The organism is Kitasatospora saccharophila (assembly GCF_039529925.1).
Lineage (GTDB): Bacteria > Actinomycetota > Actinomycetes > Streptomycetales > Streptomycetaceae > Kitasatospora > Kitasatospora saccharophila.
Window position 1 is genome coordinate 1 of sequence record NZ_BAAANS010000002.1, and the last position, 15,482, is coordinate 15,482.

Consider the following 15,482-nt stretch of genomic DNA (forward strand, 5'->3'; position numbering starts at 1 on the left):
ACTGCACGGCACGAAAGCGGTGACACCGTCCCCGGCAGGGTGACACCTGATCGAAGGAATCTGCCGTCGCAGAACTCAAAGTTGTCCAGATAAGTGATGTACACCCGGTCGCGCCACTGCGGGGCCCGCAGGTTGTCGTCATCACCGACGTGGGCCGAACTGACGGATGTGATCTGGTAGTTGTAGCCGAGCCCCTTCATCGCGGCGATCCACTGGTCGAAGAGGATCCAGTCGGTCACGAACTCCAGCACGTTCTCCACCACGATGGCGCGGTAGCGGTGGACTTCGGCGGCGCGGACGACGCACCAGGCGGTCACCCGAGTCCGTTCGAAGGCGTCGTCGGGCAAGACCTTGAACTCGTCGTCGCCGTCGAGGAGGTCGAGTTGGGCCGTCTCCCGGGGGCGTCCGCCGGCGGGGCTGATCTCGGTGCAGATCACGCTCGCCCAGAGCACGTCGGCCTTGGGCAGGTAGCGCATCGGCATGCCGGAGACGTCGATGCACAGGTGGTCGGCGTTGCGGTGGTTGGCAGCGTGGGTCTCCAGTGCCAGCTTCCAGTGGTTGACGCCGAGGACGAGTTCGAGTCCGGCTTCGACCAAGCCGGTGCTGGACCCGCCGGCGCCGCAAAGGAAGTCGATGAAGGTCGCCATCACGGCCGCCCGTTGCCGGAAGAGGGCAGGTCGAGGCTGGGGCCGATCGGGTCGGGGCCGGTGCTGGCGATGCGAGGGCGGGGAGTCGGTCGGGGTTGGATGGCGAGGTGCCAGTGGTTGGCGGCCAGGTGGACGCGCACGGGGGTGCGGCGACCTGCGGGCGCGGTGTCGCGGATGGTCACGGAAAATCCAAGAGGTCAATGGGGACAGAACTATCTATCCCCATACAAGTTGAGGTCAGGAGAGGCGGATGCCGGCGTGGTCGGCACCGCGGCGGAGGAAGGCGATCCAGGACGGCCAGCTGTAGGGGCCGCTGGCCTCGTCCTCGGCGATGGCCCGTACGGGCTCGGGGGCCGCGCCGTAGGCGGCGAGCGCGGCGGCGATCTCGTCGGCGGTGATGAACTGGCCGCCGGACCGGGTCAGCTTGTCGATGGGGATGCCGCCCGCGGCGTGGCCCGGCCGGTCCGATGGCGTGGGGTAGTACAGCGCCGGGCGGCTGCACGACGGCAGCAGCAGCTGGTCGCCGGTGAGCATCCCGAAGCCCTGCATGGCGTCGCGGAGCAGGCCGAGGGCGAGGGCGCTGGTCTCGTACCGGTTCCTCGGGTCGTGGTCGTGGTCGTCGCCGGTGTCGATGGCGAGCAGGAAGGTCATGGTGATCTCCAGTGCTGACGGTTCGGGGTCGGGAAGCGTGCGGGCGCTTCGGGCGGACGGGGTTCGCGGCTGCTCAGATTCCGTGACCGTCGAAGAACGAGGGCTCGTCATCGAGGGGGTACCAGGCCGTCAGCAGGACCGTGACGGGGCCGAAGGTGGTGGTGACCGTGAAGGTGCCGTTGGAGCTGTCGACGGTGGCGCCGATGCCCTTCGCGTAGTCCTGGAGGGCGTCCACTTCGTTTTCGAGGTGGATTTCCAGCAGTGGGCCGGTGCTGATGCCGCGGTCGCTGGGGCCCCAGGCGACAAAGTAGGTAGCGGACAGAGTGGGGTTCGCGGCGGTGAACGCGGCTGCGGCGCGGGCGGCGGTGAGGGCGTGTTCGGTTTCGCGTACCAGTTCTTCGGGGGTGTTGCCGGCAGTCATCGGATGCTCCAGGAACGGGGGTGGACGGTGGGCCTTCGGCCCGGGGTGGGCGCAGGCAGCGGACGTCGTGGTGGTTGCCGCCGGAGGGCAGCAGGCCGATCCGGGGCTTCCACAGACGGTTCGCGTCAGAAGACCCTGATGCCGGCGCTGGCGCCCTTACGCAGGAAGGCGATCCACGCCGCCCAGGAGTTCGACTGCTCGGCTTCGCGGCGCTGCTCGGCGGGGTGGGAGTCGTAGGCGGCGAGCGCGGCGGCGATCTCGACGGGCGCGATCAGGAAGCCCTCGTTGTAGGCCACCTTGTAGCGCGGTATGCCGGTAGTGGCCGGGTCGTAACCGTCCAGGCGGTCCTGCACGGCCTGCTGCGCCGCGGCGAAGGCTCCGGCCTTCTCGGGCTTGACCTTCCCGTCGCGCATCGGGCCGTCGAAGTCGTCGAGCGTCAGGTCGAACTCGGCGAGGTAGGGCCGGTGGGGCTCTTTCCTGTCGGTCAGCATGCCGAACTCGCGCAGCATGGTCAGCAGGAGGGTCATGCCGCCCGCGCTCTGGCTGTAGTACTCCTCCTCGTAGGAGTCGTGGTCGGTCTCGATGAAGAACTGGGTGCCCATCGGGGGTTCCTTTGTCGTCGGTGGTGGGGTGGGGTGGGTGCTTCGCCCGGGGTCAGAGGCAGCGGACGCCGAGGTAGTTGCCGCCGGAGAGCAGCAGGCCGATCCAGGGGCGCCACTGGTCGACGGCCTGGTCGGCGGTGTTGCGCTGTTCGATCGGGTGGGCGTAGTACGCGCCGAGGGCGGCGGTGAGTTCGCGCGGGGTGATCAGCCACTCTCCGTCGACGGTGAGCTTGTGCCGGGGGATGCCGACGGGCTCAGCGACGGTGGAGGCCAGGAACGCGCGGCGTTCCTCGGGGTCGGCCGGGGCGGGGTGTTGCGGGTACGGGAGGTCGTGGATCATGCCGTGCCGGTCCATGGCGCGCACGACGCGGTCGTAGGTGGAGTCGTCGACGACGACGGTCGTCGAGGCGCCGACGGGGTGGTGTTCGAGGCGGAAGGTCCGGCCCATCGGAACTCCTTCGGGTTGGACGGGGTGGGCGGCCGCCGGGGTGCCGGCGGCCGGGTGGTTCAGCGGGTGCGGTTCGTGCGGGTGCTGGGCCGTCGCCTGGCGCGGTGGGGGATGCAGAGCGCCCAGACGGCCAGGGCCAGCCCGGTGGCGCCCAGCAGCAGGGCGGCGGCTTGGACGGTGCTCACGGCTGGTCGCCTTCCGGCTTGGCGTAGGTCCAGGTCTGGGTTGTCTCGTCCAGGTCGAGGTGACCGAGGAGGCGGGCGGTGTCGCGCGCCCTGGGCCCGGCGGGCGACAAGTTGGGCGGGAGCGGCGGGGAGGCGAAGAACAGGCCGTAGAGGTTCCGGGGCGCCGGGGGCCCGGCGGCCTCGGGCCGGTCGGCGGCGTCGGGGCCGGGCTGCTCGGAGGGGGTCTGGTCAGACACGGGCGTAGCCCTTCGGGCGGGCCGGGCATCCCGCGGCGGTGTAGAGCCGCTGCATGGCGAGGAGCACGCCGTGGGCGTCGCCGATGCGGTGGGCTTGCTCGGCCTCGGCGAGCAGTCGGGCGTCGTCCTCGGGGGTCTGCGGGTGGGCGAGCACGCAGAAGCACGTGAGGTCGCCCCGACCGCCGGGGACGAGTTCGGCCAGCGTGGTGGCCAGGACCTGGACGCGGTCCCCGGCGGCGAGGACGTGCTTGCGCCAGGGGCCGAAGCCGGTCTCGTGGACGACGGTGAGGCCGCCGCTGGTGAGGGCGTCGAGGAGTTCGGTGTGCCGGTCGGCGGCGATGGTGGCGTTCGTGAACGGCAGCGTGGTGGCGAAGGCGGCGGGGCCGGTCTCGTGGATGGTGGAGAGGGTGATGACGGCCCGGTGGTCGCTCGGCGTGCCGGGCATGCGGCGAGCGTCGAGGAGCGCATCGATGGCGAGCAGGAGCGGGGCTATCAGGCCGCCGGCGGTGCCGTAGACGTTGCGGTCGTCGGCGGTGGAGTCGTAGACGACGTGGCGGACGGTCGGGTTGTCGGCGTCCTCGCGGACGACGAGCCAGGAAGCGACGCTGTCGATGTGGCTGGGCAGTCCGCCGTTGGGGGTGTTGGTGCCGATTCGCAGGAAGGTGCCGTCGGGCAGCCGGGCGTAGAGGACGGTGGCGGGGCCGCAGGAGTCGATGTCGACGGTCAGCTGGCGGCGGCGCAGCGGGGTGATCAGGGGCTCGTAGGTGGCGTGCATCGCCTGCCAGGCGGGGTCGTTGACGCGGCCGTGCTGGGGCAGGGGGGCGAGTCGCATGGGGTTCTCCAAGAGGTCGTTGGTGCTGGTCGGAAGGGCAGTGGGTCAGGTGAGGCGCAGGAGGCGGCGCAGGAGGCCGGTCCTTTGGCGGCGCGGCGCCGGGGCGGCGGGGGGCGGCGGGAGGTAGCGGTTGAGGGCCTGGAGGAGGTGCCGGGGGTCGGTGCCGAGGTGGTGGTAGCGGCCGAGGAGGGTGGAGTTGTAGACGGCGACCGCCGGGCCGCCGGGGGTGATGTGGGTGATCTGCCAGCCGGTGGCGCCGCCGGGCTTGCGGGCGGTGGCCCCGCCGACCCCGTCGTCGGTGATCGTGAGGCGGGTGCCGTCGGGCAGGTGGAGGTGCAGGTAGCCGTGGTCGTCGTGGGTGGTGATGTAGAACGGGGTGTCGCGGCGGCGGGCGAGGTCGAGGATCGGGGTGTAGCGGGCGGGGAGGATGGGGTCGATCGACAAGGCCAGTCCTGACGTGAGGGGGAGCTTTTCATGAGTTCCCATACAAGTTGGGGGCGGCGGGGGGCGCAGGGCCCCCGGCCGGGAGGGGGTCAGGCCGCCAGTCCGGCGGCGTGCATGTCGGCCCAGGTGGAGAGCTTGTCGGCCATGCGGCGCAGCTCGAAGGCGTCCTTGCGGGCCTGCTGGAGGTCGAAGGCGTTGGGCTTGACGGGGAGGACGTAGGCCCCTTCGCCGAGGAGGTCGAGGAGTTGGTCGACGCGCCAGGACAGTTCGCCCGCCGGGTCGTCGGCGGCGTCCTCGTCGGCGGCGTGCTCGACGCGGGCGGCCAGGTCGGCGATGTGGTCGAGGTCGTTGTCGATCTCTTCGTTCTGGGCCCGCTCGGCGGCGAGCACCCGGACGAGGGGATCGAGGATGCCGGTGTAGTTCACGGTGTAGGTGGCGCGCCCCTGGCCGTCCTTCGTGGCGGTGATCGCGGGCAGCAGCATGCGTCGTTCCTTCCGTCTCCCTCGGGGGCCCTTCCCCCTCTCCATATCTTTATTTTATACTCATTCATGTGGGGGCGCAAACTCCCGGCACCTGGTTATATATTTGTTACTTCCGTGGCGTTCGCGTCCTTCGCGGGCTGCAGCCCGCGCCTCCTGCTGCGCGTTCTGGACATCCTCGCGGTTGGCATCGGCCTGGGCGCGCCGCCTCGCCCCCTCCTGCTTCAGCGCCTCGAACCGGGCCTGTTCCGCCTGCTGATCCTGCTTCTTCCTGGCGGCCTCTGCCGCCTGCCGCTGCGCCCTGGCGCTGGTCCCGCACGCCCGGCAGTTCTTCGCGGGACGGCTGTGGCGCGGACACGGCCCGGCTTCCGCCTGCTCCGACTCCACCGGCTCCCCCGCGGCGTCAGCCGTGGGGGGTGGGGGGGTAGGCGGGATAGAGGTAGGAGGAAGGAAGGAAGGGGTTTCCCCGGGGAAAGGTCCCGCGTTTCCCCGGGGAAACGCACTGGGTTTCCCCGGGGAAACCCGCCCCTCGCCCTCCGGTGGGTTTCCCCGGGGCAACCCGCTCTCCTCAGCCGCCTTCCGCTCGCGCTTCTCGACGTCCTGGTACGTCCTGGCCGGGGGTGCCGGCTTGGACCGGACGGCGTTCGGACGGGCCAGCCGCGAGTTTCGCGGCGCGGCAGCGGCCACCGCCTGGCGCTCCTTCAGCTCCTCGGTCTGCGGAAGCTGCGGCACGCCCAGCGGGAACACCCTGTACACGGCCGTACGGCCGGGCCTGCCGACCTCCACCCGCTCCACGAGCCCCTTCTTCACCAGCTTGGTGATCAGGGTGACCACGCGGTTCTCCCCCACTCCGGCCCACGCCGCGAGCCGGTGCATCCCAGGGCGGGACAGCCGGTTCTCGTCGTCGGCGGAGTCGGCGATCTTCATCAGCACCAGCTTCTCCGTCGGGTTGTCGATCACGTCCCTCGGGAGGTACCCGGCGATCAGCATCAGGTGGATCGACACGGACGGCTCCCCCTCCCCCGTTGGGAACGGCTGCGGGCGGCGCTCACTCGCGCACCGCCTTCACCGCGATCCGGCGCGTGCCCTTCTTCGTCACCTGCCGCAGCGGCACAGCGATGCCGGCGGTGATCAGGGCGCGGACCATGCGGTCCGTGTCCGGGACGGTGGGGATGGGGGCGTCCAGCTCCTCGAAGATTTCGATCATGGCGCGCACGTCGGGCTTCTTCTCGGTCTTCTCCGAGCCCTGCCAGCTCAGGGCGTTGCGCCCGTACCGCCCCTCGTCCGCAGCGTCGACGGCCTTGCGGACGAACTTCTTCGCCCGGTCGGCTTTCGACCATTCCTCGTGCGCCGCGACGTAGTCGGCGAGGTGCCGGGCCACGTCCTCGTCGTCGTGGACGATGTTGGCCTGCACCGGACGCCCTTCGGCCGGTGCGCCCCAGCAGGCCGTGGCGAACGGGCAGAAGTCGCACTGCGGGTCGATGCCGGGGCCGTAGAAGGTGCGGCGAGCCTGCTCGGGATGCTCTGTCTCGGTGATCCTCTCCAGCCACCACACCGTCTCCTCGGCGGCGACCGGGTCGTAGGGGATCTCCTGGACGAACTCCTCGCCGGAGTCCCGGTTGATGAACCGCAGCCGGATCCGCTCCACCGGGATCGGGCCGAGCCGGGCCAGGACCCGCTGCCCGTCGGTGTCGGCGAACCCGACGGTCCGCAGCAGCCGGGTGTACGTCATGACCTGCCGGATCTCGCCGGGGGTGGCGCCGTACCGGATCGCCTCGTCCCACCGGTACGTGGTGCGGGTCTTGATGTCCTCGACGGTGGTCACGTCGGCGGGCACCCGGGGACGCAGGCGGCGCGGGAGCTGGCGGGCCGTCACCCGGTCGAGTTGGACGACGTCGATGCTGCCGCGGATGACCTGGTCGGCGACGCGCTTCTCGACGAGCCAGCCGAACTCGCGGCGGGCGGCGGTCGTCAGGCCCTCGTGAATATAGGTGCCCAGCATCGCGGCCGGGCTGACGACGTGGTCGGTGGGCTCCCAGCCGTGGTGAATGTAGGCGGCGCGGCGTTCGCAGACCAGGTCGGATGCGCCGAGTTGGCGCTGCCGGGACCGTGGTCGGGCTTGGTCGACGGCGTCGGCCGCGACCCAGATGGATGGCGACTCGGGCCGTTCAAGAACGGGAATGGACATGGGGATACTGCTCCAAGAGGTCAGTCGTCACAGGGCTGCTGCCGGGCAGGTGCCTGGGCAGGCGCAGCCGCCGACGCGGTGTTCGGCGCGCCGGCGGACAGGGCCGGGTGGGGCCGCTGGCGGGCGGCCCCACCCGGCTGCGGTCAGGCGGCGGTCTCGGCGAGGACTTCGGCGTCGGCGGCAGCCTGCTCGGCCTCGGCGGCGGCCCGCAGTCGGGCGGCGTCGCTGCCGGGCTCGTCGTCGATCGTGGTCGGCGGCGCGGCCAGCTCCCGCACCCGCTCCTGGACGGCCAGCCGCACCGTCCTCCACTCCGGCTCGGAGAGCCCGGTCTCCGGCCCCCTGTCGAGTTCCTTCCAGAGGGCCACGCAGGCATCGCGGTCGGCGGCCTCGGCGATGCGCTTCATCCACGGGCCGGTGCGGTCACCAACCAGCTCCGGCATGTTGCGGGGCTGAGACTCGTTCGAGCAGCCGAGCATGTCGAAGATCAGCTTCTCGTAGGAGAAGTTCGGCAACGGTAGCGGCTTGCCGCTCTCGACGCGGAAGCGCAGGGTGCGGGCCTTGATCAGCTCGGCGGGCCTGTCACGGCGCACTCGGATCCATACGGTGCTGTCGAAGCCGGTGTCCTTCTGCGCGCTGACCCTCCACTCCTTCACCGCCTTCCTGTTGATGACGAGCGGCTGGCCGTTGCCGTCCGTGGCGCTGATCTCCTTACCACGGCAGAGCATGATGGCGATGCCGGGCATGGTCTGGAGCATGTGGATGATCCGGCCCCACCGCTCGACGCTGTCGTTCCACAGGTGCCGGCCGACGTCGATGTTCGCGTCCGGGTTCTCGGCGAGCTTGGCCCGGTTCCGGTCCCCTCGCCTGGCCCGCTCGTACGCCCAGTTCGACAGCATCCGCCACAACGCGGATCCGGAGTCGATGACGAGGACCACGGGCTTCTCTCCTGCGGTGGCGGCCCGGTGGGCCTCCCACCACACCGCTTCGACCTGCTCGGCGATCGAGGCATAGGAGCCGTCGTGCTCGATCACCTCGAAGTCGGCTCCAGGGATGCCGGCGTACTCGTCGGCGGAGCCCTCCGAAAGGTCCATGACGTACATCTGGCCGATGCGCTCGGACCTGCTGAACTCGATCGCGTCGTAGGTCTTCCCCGCACCCTCCTCGCCCTCGGCGAGGATGAACGGCCAGGGGACGATACCTGTGGGTCGGCGGGACTTGAGCTTCGGTGGCACGGGTACTTCTCCAAGAGGTCATGGTGGTGCGTCAGTCCGAGCGCAGGGCCCGCACTTCGATGCGCAGGGCCCACTCGGGGTGGCGTTCGATGAGCAGCCGGGCGTAGCGGCTGCGGAAGTCGTTGTTCAGCCGGAAGTCGTCTCCGCCGAGGGTGGCGCGGCCGTAGCTGTAGCGGACCAGTTCGAAGAGCATGCCGATGCTGATCTTCGAGAAGCGCGCTTCGACGCAGTCGGCGGCCAGCCGCTCCAGGTCGGTGAGCACCCACGGGTTCAGGTCGTGGAACTGCTCGAACCTCTCCTGGATCGTGGGCGGCCTCGGCGTGCTCGGGTCCGGAAGGACCAGCAGGCGGACGGCTTCCAGACCAGGCAGGTGGTCCTGGGTGGCGGTGGGCACGGCTCCCCCTCCCCTCGACGTGATGGGGATACTACGAAGATTCCCCATACAAGTCGAGTCCAAAGAGAGACCCTCCGGCGAGGCGGACCGCCGAGGCGGCAGTCGACTCCGAACCGGAGGGCGGCGGGCGAATGGGCATCGAGCACTCCAGGGATCACGGGCCGGGCGCTTCCCGCCCGACCTCATGTCTCTATTTTATACTCATTCGCTATGGTGGGTCAACTCTTCTTCGGCCCCTTCGACAGGACCCTGGACCCGGGCCCGTCGTACGTGCCGGCGCGCAGCGCCTCAATGACCGCCTCGTCTGCGGCTACCGGGTTCGTCCGCGCGACGGCCCGCATCTTCTCGATGCCGACGAGGGCATTGTCGAGCAGCCACAGCGGCGACCCGCCGCCCATCCGCCAGTCCGGCTCGGCGAACGTTCCCGCGTCGATGGCGTGGTCCAGGCTCGGCAGCCAGCTGGTCGGCTCCTGGCCGACCATGGCGACGATCTCCTGCTTGCCGACGATCGCCGGCAGGTCGCTGCGGTGCACGGTCAGCGCCGACACCAGGGTCCGGCCGGGGCTCTGCTGCTCGATCAACTCCTCGACGATCGACATGTTCGGCGCCTTCGGCCTGGTGAAGCTCTCGCCGAGCTTCACCGCGAACTGCAGGGTCCAGTACGGCTTCCCGCTGAGGACCTTCGCTTCGTCGTACGTGAGGGACCCGCGCTGGATCCACTGCGAGACGTTGCGCGGCGCTCCGTCGTAGATCGCGGCGAGCTCGTGCCCGCCCACGATCACGGGCTTCTTGCTGCTGCCGCTCATGTCCACTCCCTGCCGTCGCCCACAAATGAGTATTAAGTGTAGACGCGGCAGCGACTTCGGGGCCCGGCGCGGGGCGGTGGTACGGTGATAATCCAAGAGGTCGGGCCCCCATTCCATGCGGAACGGGGGCCCAACTTGTTCATTCGGACTTCACCCTCCCGGCGTCAACGGTGCCGGGAGGGGCGGAAGTTCAGCCGCGCGAAGAGCCCTTCTCCGGGTAGGCGGGCGGCTTCGCGTAGCCGAGCAGCCAGCCCCACCGGGGGGAGACCAGGTGCTCCGCCAGCCTGAACACGGCGTAGTACCCGAAGCCGACCGTCGGCGCCAGCACGCCGTCCAGGGCGCCGGGGTCGATGTTCAGGCCGTAGCGTGCGGCGACGGCGACGAGCCAACCGACCAGGGCGGGCACACCGGTGCGCAGCAGCGACACGTACAGGTTCACAGAACTCCTCACGGAAGTAGGGGTGTTGGCGTCGGGTGCGGGCCGCCCGAGGTTGTTGCTCATCCGCAAACGGCCCGCGCTGCCCCGCGCCGGGGGAAGTGGTGCCGGCCAGCTCGCCAGCCGGTCAGGTGATGGGCGCGGTCCAGGCCGCGGCCCACGTCACCGGGCCGATCACGCCGTCCACCGGCTGGAGGTGCTTCTCGGCCTGGAAGGCGCGGACGACCCTCTCGGTCTGCGGCCCGAACGCGCCGTCGGCGCTGATCGCCCAGCCGCGCTGGGCCATCCGCTGCTGCCAGGTCCGCACGTCCGACCCGGAGCTGCCGTTGCGCAGGTAGCGGCCGGGCCAGGCCGGGGCCCCGCTCGCGGCCGGGGGCGGCGTCACCGGCGCCGGGGCGGGCGAGCTGCCGCCGGGGCGCGGCGCGCCGGACTGCACCCACCGGTACAGCGGCTCGCCGGGGCACGAGGTGGCGTACCCGTCTCGGTGGCCCTTGATCTCGACGCCCGCCCCGCCGGTGGCACGCAGCCACTCGATCGCGTCGCGCAGGCCGCCCAGCTGCGCGGCGGTCGGCTCGGTCAGGCCGGAGTCGCCGACCATCGCGCACACGCTGTAGTGCTGGCTGTTGAGTCCCGGCCCGTTGGCTGCTTGCAAGTGGCCCGGACCGCGACCCTCGAAGACCGCGCCGTGCGGACACACGACCGCGCTGTACGCGAGGTCGATGTACTTCTCCTTCTCGTTGGCCTGGTGCGACGCCTGGAGGTCGCGCATCCGGGCGGCGCACTGGCCATGCTGGTCCGGGTTGGCGAGGCTGCTGGGCACACTGGTGCCCTCGTAGTGGATCTTGACCCCCTGGGTGCCGGAGATCTGGGTGAACGGGGACTTCGGGGGGTGGGCGCCCCACTGGTCCCGGGTGATGAGCTGCAAGGCTGCGCACTTTTCTCCCCCGCGCCTGCCTAGGTACTGCTGGCCCGCGAACGGGCTACGTGCTCTTACCCTGAGCCAGGAGCCACAGCTGCACGATCGCTACGACGACCGGTGCGACGAACGCGCCGACCAGCCATCGGCGCGCGGCTGCCGCCGCGGCCTCGGTGTCTTCGCGGGCCCGACGCTCGGATGCGAGGTCACGCTCGACCATGTCGAGGCGCTGCCCCAGCAACCGCTGGTCCGCGTGATAGACGTCCCGGGTCACCGACTGCTCCATCCTGACCGCGAGCGCCTGGAGGTCACCACGAAGGTCCTCCCGGAGACCGGCGATCGAGTCGCGCTGGTCCTCACGGAGCTGTGTCAGGGATCGCTGGAGCTCCCACAGAGTGGGCTCGGCGGTCGGCGGGACGCTCACGGACTGCTCCTGGACTGCGCCCCCGCGCCACCGCTCATCCTAGCGGCACCCGCTGATGCCGGGAGTCTGGGATCAGTCTGTGCCCCACTCGATGGCGCCGAAGCTGAGCCAGCCGGCGAGGTTCCTGCTGGCGCTCTGCACATCAATGTTCCCGTTCGGGTAGACAAACACGTTGGTGTCCGTGTTGGACCCGGCGGACGCCGGGAAGACCTCGCCCGCGCTCGGCCGTAGCTTCGGGTCGTCGATCGTGGCGATCGTGCCCCCCGTCACGCCTCCGGGGACGGACACGATTCCTCGCAGGCTCACCATGCCGTCGGGCCTGCGCCGCACCGAGACGGCACGCCACCCTGCGAGCTGGGAGCACCCCTGCTTGAAGGTGATGGGCGACTGCCACGTCTGCCAACCCGCCGCCACGATGGGCACGTTCGCGGTGACCGCCGACTGGGAGATGGCGAGCTGCTTGTTCAGGAGGAGGTCCGCCCAGTCCTGCCCGTTGCAGGCGATGATCTCGTTGTAGCCGATCCGGACGTGCTTCTCCTGGTAGTCGCCCGCGTGGAGGCTGTAGTAGGGCAGGTCCGGGCGCACCGGGCCGTTGGCGCTTCCCCGCGCGAACAGGTACAGGCCGTCGACTCCGTACCGGGCTGTCAGCTGGCCGTTGACGTTGGTGTCGCCTGCGTCGATGTCGACCACCGCCGCTCCCGGCGTGGAGTACAGCTTGATGTCGGCCTGCGGCCACGTGACGATCGACCGCGTCGCGAACCCCTTGGCGGGCGGATCGGTGAGCATCGCGGACTGCAGCGTGAGCAGGCTGGAGTTCTGGTCCGGGTCGTAGACGCTGGAGATCGTCGCGGGGAGCTGCTCCTGCGGGGAGCCGGAGTACAGCCGGAGCATGCCCACCGCGGCACCGGACTGGGTGACGGACGTGGTCTCCACCCTGTTGCCGGACGCCGCGGTGCTCAGGGTCGCTCCGGTGATGGTCACGCCGTTGATCGCAGTGCCGGTGATGGTCCCGCCCTTGATCGTCTTGCCGGTGATGGCGTCGGCGGACAGCGCCGCGGCGGTAACCGCCCCGGCGGCGATCTGGTCGGCGGTGATGGTGTTGGCGGCGAGCCTGTCCCCGGTGATGCTCAGGGCCTTGATCTCCCGGCCGGTCACCGCGTCGGCGGCAATCTTCCCGGCTGCGATCGCCCCGGCAGCGACCTGGTCGGCGGTGACCGCGCCGGCGGCAAGCTTGGGCGTGGTGACCGCCCCGGCGGCGAGTTCACCGGCGGTGACCGCCCCGGCGGCGAGCTTGGCGGTGCTGACGGATCCGGCGGCGAGTTCCGCCGCGGTCACGGCACCGGCGGCGATCTCGCGGGCGGTGACCGAGTCGGCGGCGATGGCGGGCCCGGTGACCGCGCCCGGGGCGAGGGCGGCGGCCTGGACGGCTGCCTCGCCGAGCTTGGTGGCGGTCACGGCCGCGTCGGCGAGGGCGGCGGCGTCGATCGCGCCCGCGGCCACCTTGGCGGCGGTCACCGCGCCGTCGGCGAGAGCCAGTTCGCCGACGATCCCGGCGAGGACTTCCTCGGCGACAACCGGCGCCGGTGCGGCGGTGGCGGTGCCGGACGGCGCGGACGCCTGCCCGGAGGTGCTGCGCGCCACCAGTGCCACCCACACCGGGACGCTGGTGGGCACGGTGACGATGCCGCCCTGCGGGGTGTCGATGGTGGTGACCAGGGTCGCCGGGCTGGGAACGTAGTCGGGGGCGGGTGCGGCGTGGACCTCGACGCGGGCCAGGTCCAGCGGGCTCGGCGAGCCGTCGGCGAACCGCCCGTCCCAGGCGGTGCGAACGCCGCCGAGCGCCGGGGCGGCGGTCGGCGGCGAAGGGGCGGGCGGGACGGGGCCGTTGACGACGTTGACGGCGGTGGTGCCGTCGGGCTGCTGGCCGATGATGGCGCGCAGCCGCCCCTCCGCGGTGACGGTCAGCGCGCCGTCGTCCACGGAGGAGTAGGCAAGCGGGGAGGCGCGGGACAGCTCCGGCAGGGCCGCCTCCAGGGCGGCGATGCGGCGGGCGAGGTCGTCCAGGGCGTTGGGCACGGTCAGGCTCCGGTGGTGTAGGCGCGGGCGAGGCGCAGGGTGGCGGTCTCGGGCTGCTCCCCCTCCGGGGGGTGCAGGGTCCAGCCGGTGATGCGGGCCCAGCCGTCGTAGTCGGCCCACTGGTCGTGGACCGTCAGCCGCACGTCGTCCCCGATCTGCCAGGAGCCGATCGGCGCGGCCGGGTGGTCGTAGACGGTGATCTCCTCGACCAGGGCGGGCTGCTGGCGGCGCATCCGCTCGGCGCGGGCGAGGGCGGCGAGGGTGGGCATGTGGGTGACGGACGGCCGGTCGAGGACGTGCTCCAGGCGCAGCCGCCCGTTGCGCACCGCGTCCACCGCGCGGACCTTCACCATGCCGGTGCCGGCGCCGAGGGCGATGACGACCTGCGCGTACTCGTCGGCGCTGCTGACGACCTTCGGCTTCTCAGCCAGGTTGATGCCGGTGGCGAACCACAGGTCGGTACGGCGGGTGCCGAGCCTCGGCCAGTTCAGGGCGATGGTCCGGGTCGGCTGCTCCCCTTCCCAGGCGACGGTCTCCGTCCACTCCGGCCCGTTGTCGACCGTCACGGCGTCGCGGATCACGCTCGACAGCGCGGTGCCCTCCCACGACTTGACGCTGTAGGGCTGCTCGGCGGTGCCCAGGCGGGCCGGGCAGCCGCCAGACAGCACCTTGACGCGCACGCCGAGGTCGCCGTCCGGCTGCTCCTGGAGGTACGCCCACGTGTCCGCGATCACCTGGCACGGGTCGACCCCGATGTACGGGCCGCGCCCGCCCAGGTTGTCGTGCAGGGCGTAGCGCCGCGTCGGGTACGAGCCGAACCCGGCCGCCTCGATCGGGAGTTCGTCGTCCTGCGGCTCGGCGGACCAGATCAGGCCGCCCCACATCAGCTTCCGGTTCCGCTCGGCCCACAGCAGTACCGATCCGGCGTCCGCCTGGGTGGGCGCGAGGTGCGCGAACCGCGGGGCCAGGGTACCGCTCATCCGCCCCGGCCCGTTGAGCTCCGGCCCGAACGCGACCCCGGACAGCGGCAGGTCGTGGGCCAGGACCTCGCCGGTGAGGGCGTCCGTCGTGAAGTACCGGTAGACCGCGGCCATCAGTAGGCGCTCTCGACGAACTCGACGTCAAAGATGAGTGCCGTGCCGTCGGCCACGTCGGCGTTGCCGTTCGCGTTGTTGTACCGGCCGCCCTGGAGCCGGAGTTCCTGCCGGGTGCCGCGCATCGCCGCAGTGATGTCGGGGTTGTCGGCGACCATCGCCGTGTACTTGGAGGCGTAGGTGATCGTGTCCGTGTCGACCTGGAACTCGCGGCTGATCCAGGCCCCCCACTTCAGGCGCAGGCCGAAGAACGTCTCGCCCATGACCCTGATTCCGGTGAGGGTGGCGATCAGGTTGGCCTTGGTCGCCCACGTCGGAATGTCGATCTGGGCCGTGGCGTTCGGCGGCCAGTTGTCCTGCCACACCCCCCACTGCGCGGGCAGCACGGTGTACGGGAAGCCGATGATGGTGGACAGCTTCCGCTCGCGGCGGGGGTTGGCGACCTTCCGCAGGTCAGTGATCATGCTCGCGGTGATGGTGGCGCAGTTCGGCGGCTGGGTGATCCGGGCGAGCGGGATCGCGCTCATGCCCGCCGGCGGCGCGGTCGTGGTGGCGGAGACTCCCGGGATGACGTGGAAGTACCCGATGTCGTCGCGGCCCGGGTCACGGCTGCCCTCGAACTCCGGGTCCTCGACGCGCAGGCAGAGCAAGTCGGTGCGGCCGGTGCCGCCCGTCGGGGCGATCGGCACGACCTGGTCACCGTTGTTGTACTGCGTGTAGGAACCCTGCCCCCAGGTCGCGCCAGCGACGACGGCCGAACCGGTGCCGACGCGGACCCCCGGGCCAGGGGTGGTCGTCGGGGAGACCCGAAGATCGTCGCCTTCGGTGATGCCCTGGGAGCCGTGGGACAGGTCCCGGATCATCATGCGCATGCTGCGGGCAGGGTGGGTACCGCCGGTGACCATCAGCGGCGGCTGGATGAGCGTCATGGTGCGTTCCTCGTGTGGGGGGCTGGAGGGGACCGAGCAGGC

General features: G+C 71.1%; 22 protein-coding genes. All 22 read right to left on the reverse strand.

Features of this window, described 5'->3' with window-relative positions:
- Positions 1–647: DNA cytosine methyltransferase (locus ABD345_RS01670; protein ID WP_344549838.1), on the reverse strand; the 647-nt coding region annotated here is incomplete at its 3' end.
- Entirely contained in the window at positions 647–829 is a 183-nt protein-coding gene (locus ABD345_RS01675) for a hypothetical protein (protein ID WP_344549839.1), read from the reverse strand. The genes ABD345_RS01670 and ABD345_RS01675, both read right to left, overlap by 1 nt.
- Before the next feature lie 55 nt (positions 830–884).
- Positions 885–1,298 (reverse strand): hypothetical protein, encoded by a 414-nt coding sequence (locus ABD345_RS01680; RefSeq protein WP_344549840.1) that lies wholly within the window; start codon positions 1,296–1,298, stop codon positions 885–887.
- Between the two features lie 73 nt (positions 1,299–1,371).
- Positions 1,372–1,719: a hypothetical protein gene (locus ABD345_RS01685; protein WP_344549841.1), complete on the reverse strand. Its 348-nt coding sequence runs from the start codon at positions 1,717–1,719 to the stop codon at positions 1,372–1,374.
- Between the two features lie 125 nt (positions 1,720–1,844).
- Entirely contained in the window at positions 1,845–2,321 is a 477-nt protein-coding gene (locus ABD345_RS01690; protein ID WP_344549842.1) for a hypothetical protein, read from the reverse strand.
- Positions 2,322–2,373: 52 nt separating this feature from the next.
- Positions 2,374–2,769 (reverse strand): hypothetical protein, encoded by a 396-nt coding sequence (locus ABD345_RS01695; RefSeq protein ID WP_344549843.1) that lies wholly within the window; start codon positions 2,767–2,769, stop codon positions 2,374–2,376.
- Between the two features lie 59 nt (positions 2,770–2,828).
- Complete coding sequence (locus ABD345_RS01700; protein ID WP_344549844.1) at positions 2,829–2,954, reverse strand: hypothetical protein; 126 nt, start codon at positions 2,952–2,954, stop codon at positions 2,829–2,831.
- A complete protein-coding gene (locus tag ABD345_RS01705; protein WP_344549845.1) occupies positions 2,951–3,190 on the reverse strand; it encodes a hypothetical protein in 240 nt (79 codons plus the stop codon). Before ABD345_RS01705 ends, ABD345_RS01700 begins: the two co-directional genes overlap by 4 nt.
- On the reverse strand, positions 3,183–4,022 hold the full coding sequence (locus ABD345_RS01710; protein ID WP_344549846.1) for a hypothetical protein: 840 nt from the start codon (positions 4,020–4,022) through the stop codon (positions 3,183–3,185). The genes ABD345_RS01705 and ABD345_RS01710 overlap by 8 nt, the downstream gene beginning before the upstream one ends.
- 45 nt (positions 4,023–4,067) lie before the next feature.
- Positions 4,068–4,466 carry a hypothetical protein gene (locus ABD345_RS01715; protein ID WP_344549847.1) on the reverse strand — a complete coding sequence of 133 codons (399 nt, stop codon included), beginning with the start codon at positions 4,464–4,466 and terminating at the stop codon, positions 4,068–4,070.
- 89 nt (positions 4,467–4,555) lie between these two features.
- Positions 4,556–4,948, reverse strand: coding sequence for a hypothetical protein (locus ABD345_RS01720; protein WP_344549848.1), 393 nt, complete (start codon positions 4,946–4,948; stop codon positions 4,556–4,558).
- Between the two features lie 60 nt (positions 4,949–5,008).
- On the reverse strand, positions 5,009–5,950 hold the full coding sequence (locus tag ABD345_RS01725; RefSeq protein WP_344549849.1) for a helix-turn-helix domain-containing protein: 942 nt from the start codon (positions 5,948–5,950) through the stop codon (positions 5,009–5,011).
- Between the two features lie 43 nt (positions 5,951–5,993).
- Positions 5,994–7,133, reverse strand: a complete 1,140-nt coding sequence (locus ABD345_RS01730; RefSeq protein ID WP_344549850.1) for a PD-(D/E)XK nuclease family protein — start codon at positions 7,131–7,133, stop codon at positions 5,994–5,996.
- A gap of 143 nt (positions 7,134–7,276) precedes the next feature.
- Positions 7,277–8,365, reverse strand: coding sequence for an AAA family ATPase (locus ABD345_RS01735; RefSeq protein ID WP_344549851.1), 1,089 nt, complete (start codon positions 8,363–8,365; stop codon positions 7,277–7,279).
- A gap of 31 nt (positions 8,366–8,396) precedes the next feature.
- Positions 8,397–8,759 (reverse strand): hypothetical protein, encoded by a 363-nt coding sequence (locus ABD345_RS01740; protein ID WP_344549852.1) that lies wholly within the window; start codon positions 8,757–8,759, stop codon positions 8,397–8,399.
- Positions 8,760–8,977: 218 nt separating this feature from the next.
- Positions 8,978–9,565 (reverse strand): hypothetical protein, encoded by a 588-nt coding sequence (locus tag ABD345_RS01745; RefSeq protein WP_344549853.1) that lies wholly within the window; start codon positions 9,563–9,565, stop codon positions 8,978–8,980.
- Between the two features lie 190 nt (positions 9,566–9,755).
- Entirely contained in the window at positions 9,756–10,067 is a 312-nt protein-coding gene (locus ABD345_RS01750) for a hypothetical protein (RefSeq protein ID WP_344549855.1), read from the reverse strand.
- A 61-nt stretch (positions 10,068–10,128) separates the two neighbouring features.
- The gene (locus ABD345_RS01755; protein ID WP_344549856.1) at positions 10,129–10,926 is read right to left on the reverse strand and encodes a peptidoglycan recognition protein family protein; all 798 of its coding nucleotides are present in this window, start codon (positions 10,924–10,926) and stop codon (positions 10,129–10,131) included.
- A gap of 55 nt (positions 10,927–10,981) precedes the next feature.
- Entirely contained in the window at positions 10,982–11,341 is a 360-nt protein-coding gene (locus ABD345_RS01760) for a hypothetical protein (RefSeq protein ID WP_344549857.1), read from the reverse strand.
- Positions 11,342–11,413: 72 nt separating this feature from the next.
- Positions 11,414–13,417: a hypothetical protein gene (locus ABD345_RS01765; protein WP_344549858.1), complete on the reverse strand. Its 2,004-nt coding sequence runs from the start codon at positions 13,415–13,417 to the stop codon at positions 11,414–11,416.
- Between the two features lie 2 nt (positions 13,418–13,419).
- Positions 13,420–14,511, reverse strand: a complete 1,092-nt coding sequence (locus ABD345_RS01770; protein WP_344549859.1) for a hypothetical protein — start codon at positions 14,509–14,511, stop codon at positions 13,420–13,422.
- A complete protein-coding gene (locus ABD345_RS01775; protein WP_344549860.1) occupies positions 14,511–15,440 on the reverse strand; it encodes a hypothetical protein in 930 nt (309 codons plus the stop codon). The genes ABD345_RS01770 and ABD345_RS01775 overlap by 1 nt, the downstream gene beginning before the upstream one ends.
- Positions 15,441–15,482 lie beyond the last annotated feature (42 nt).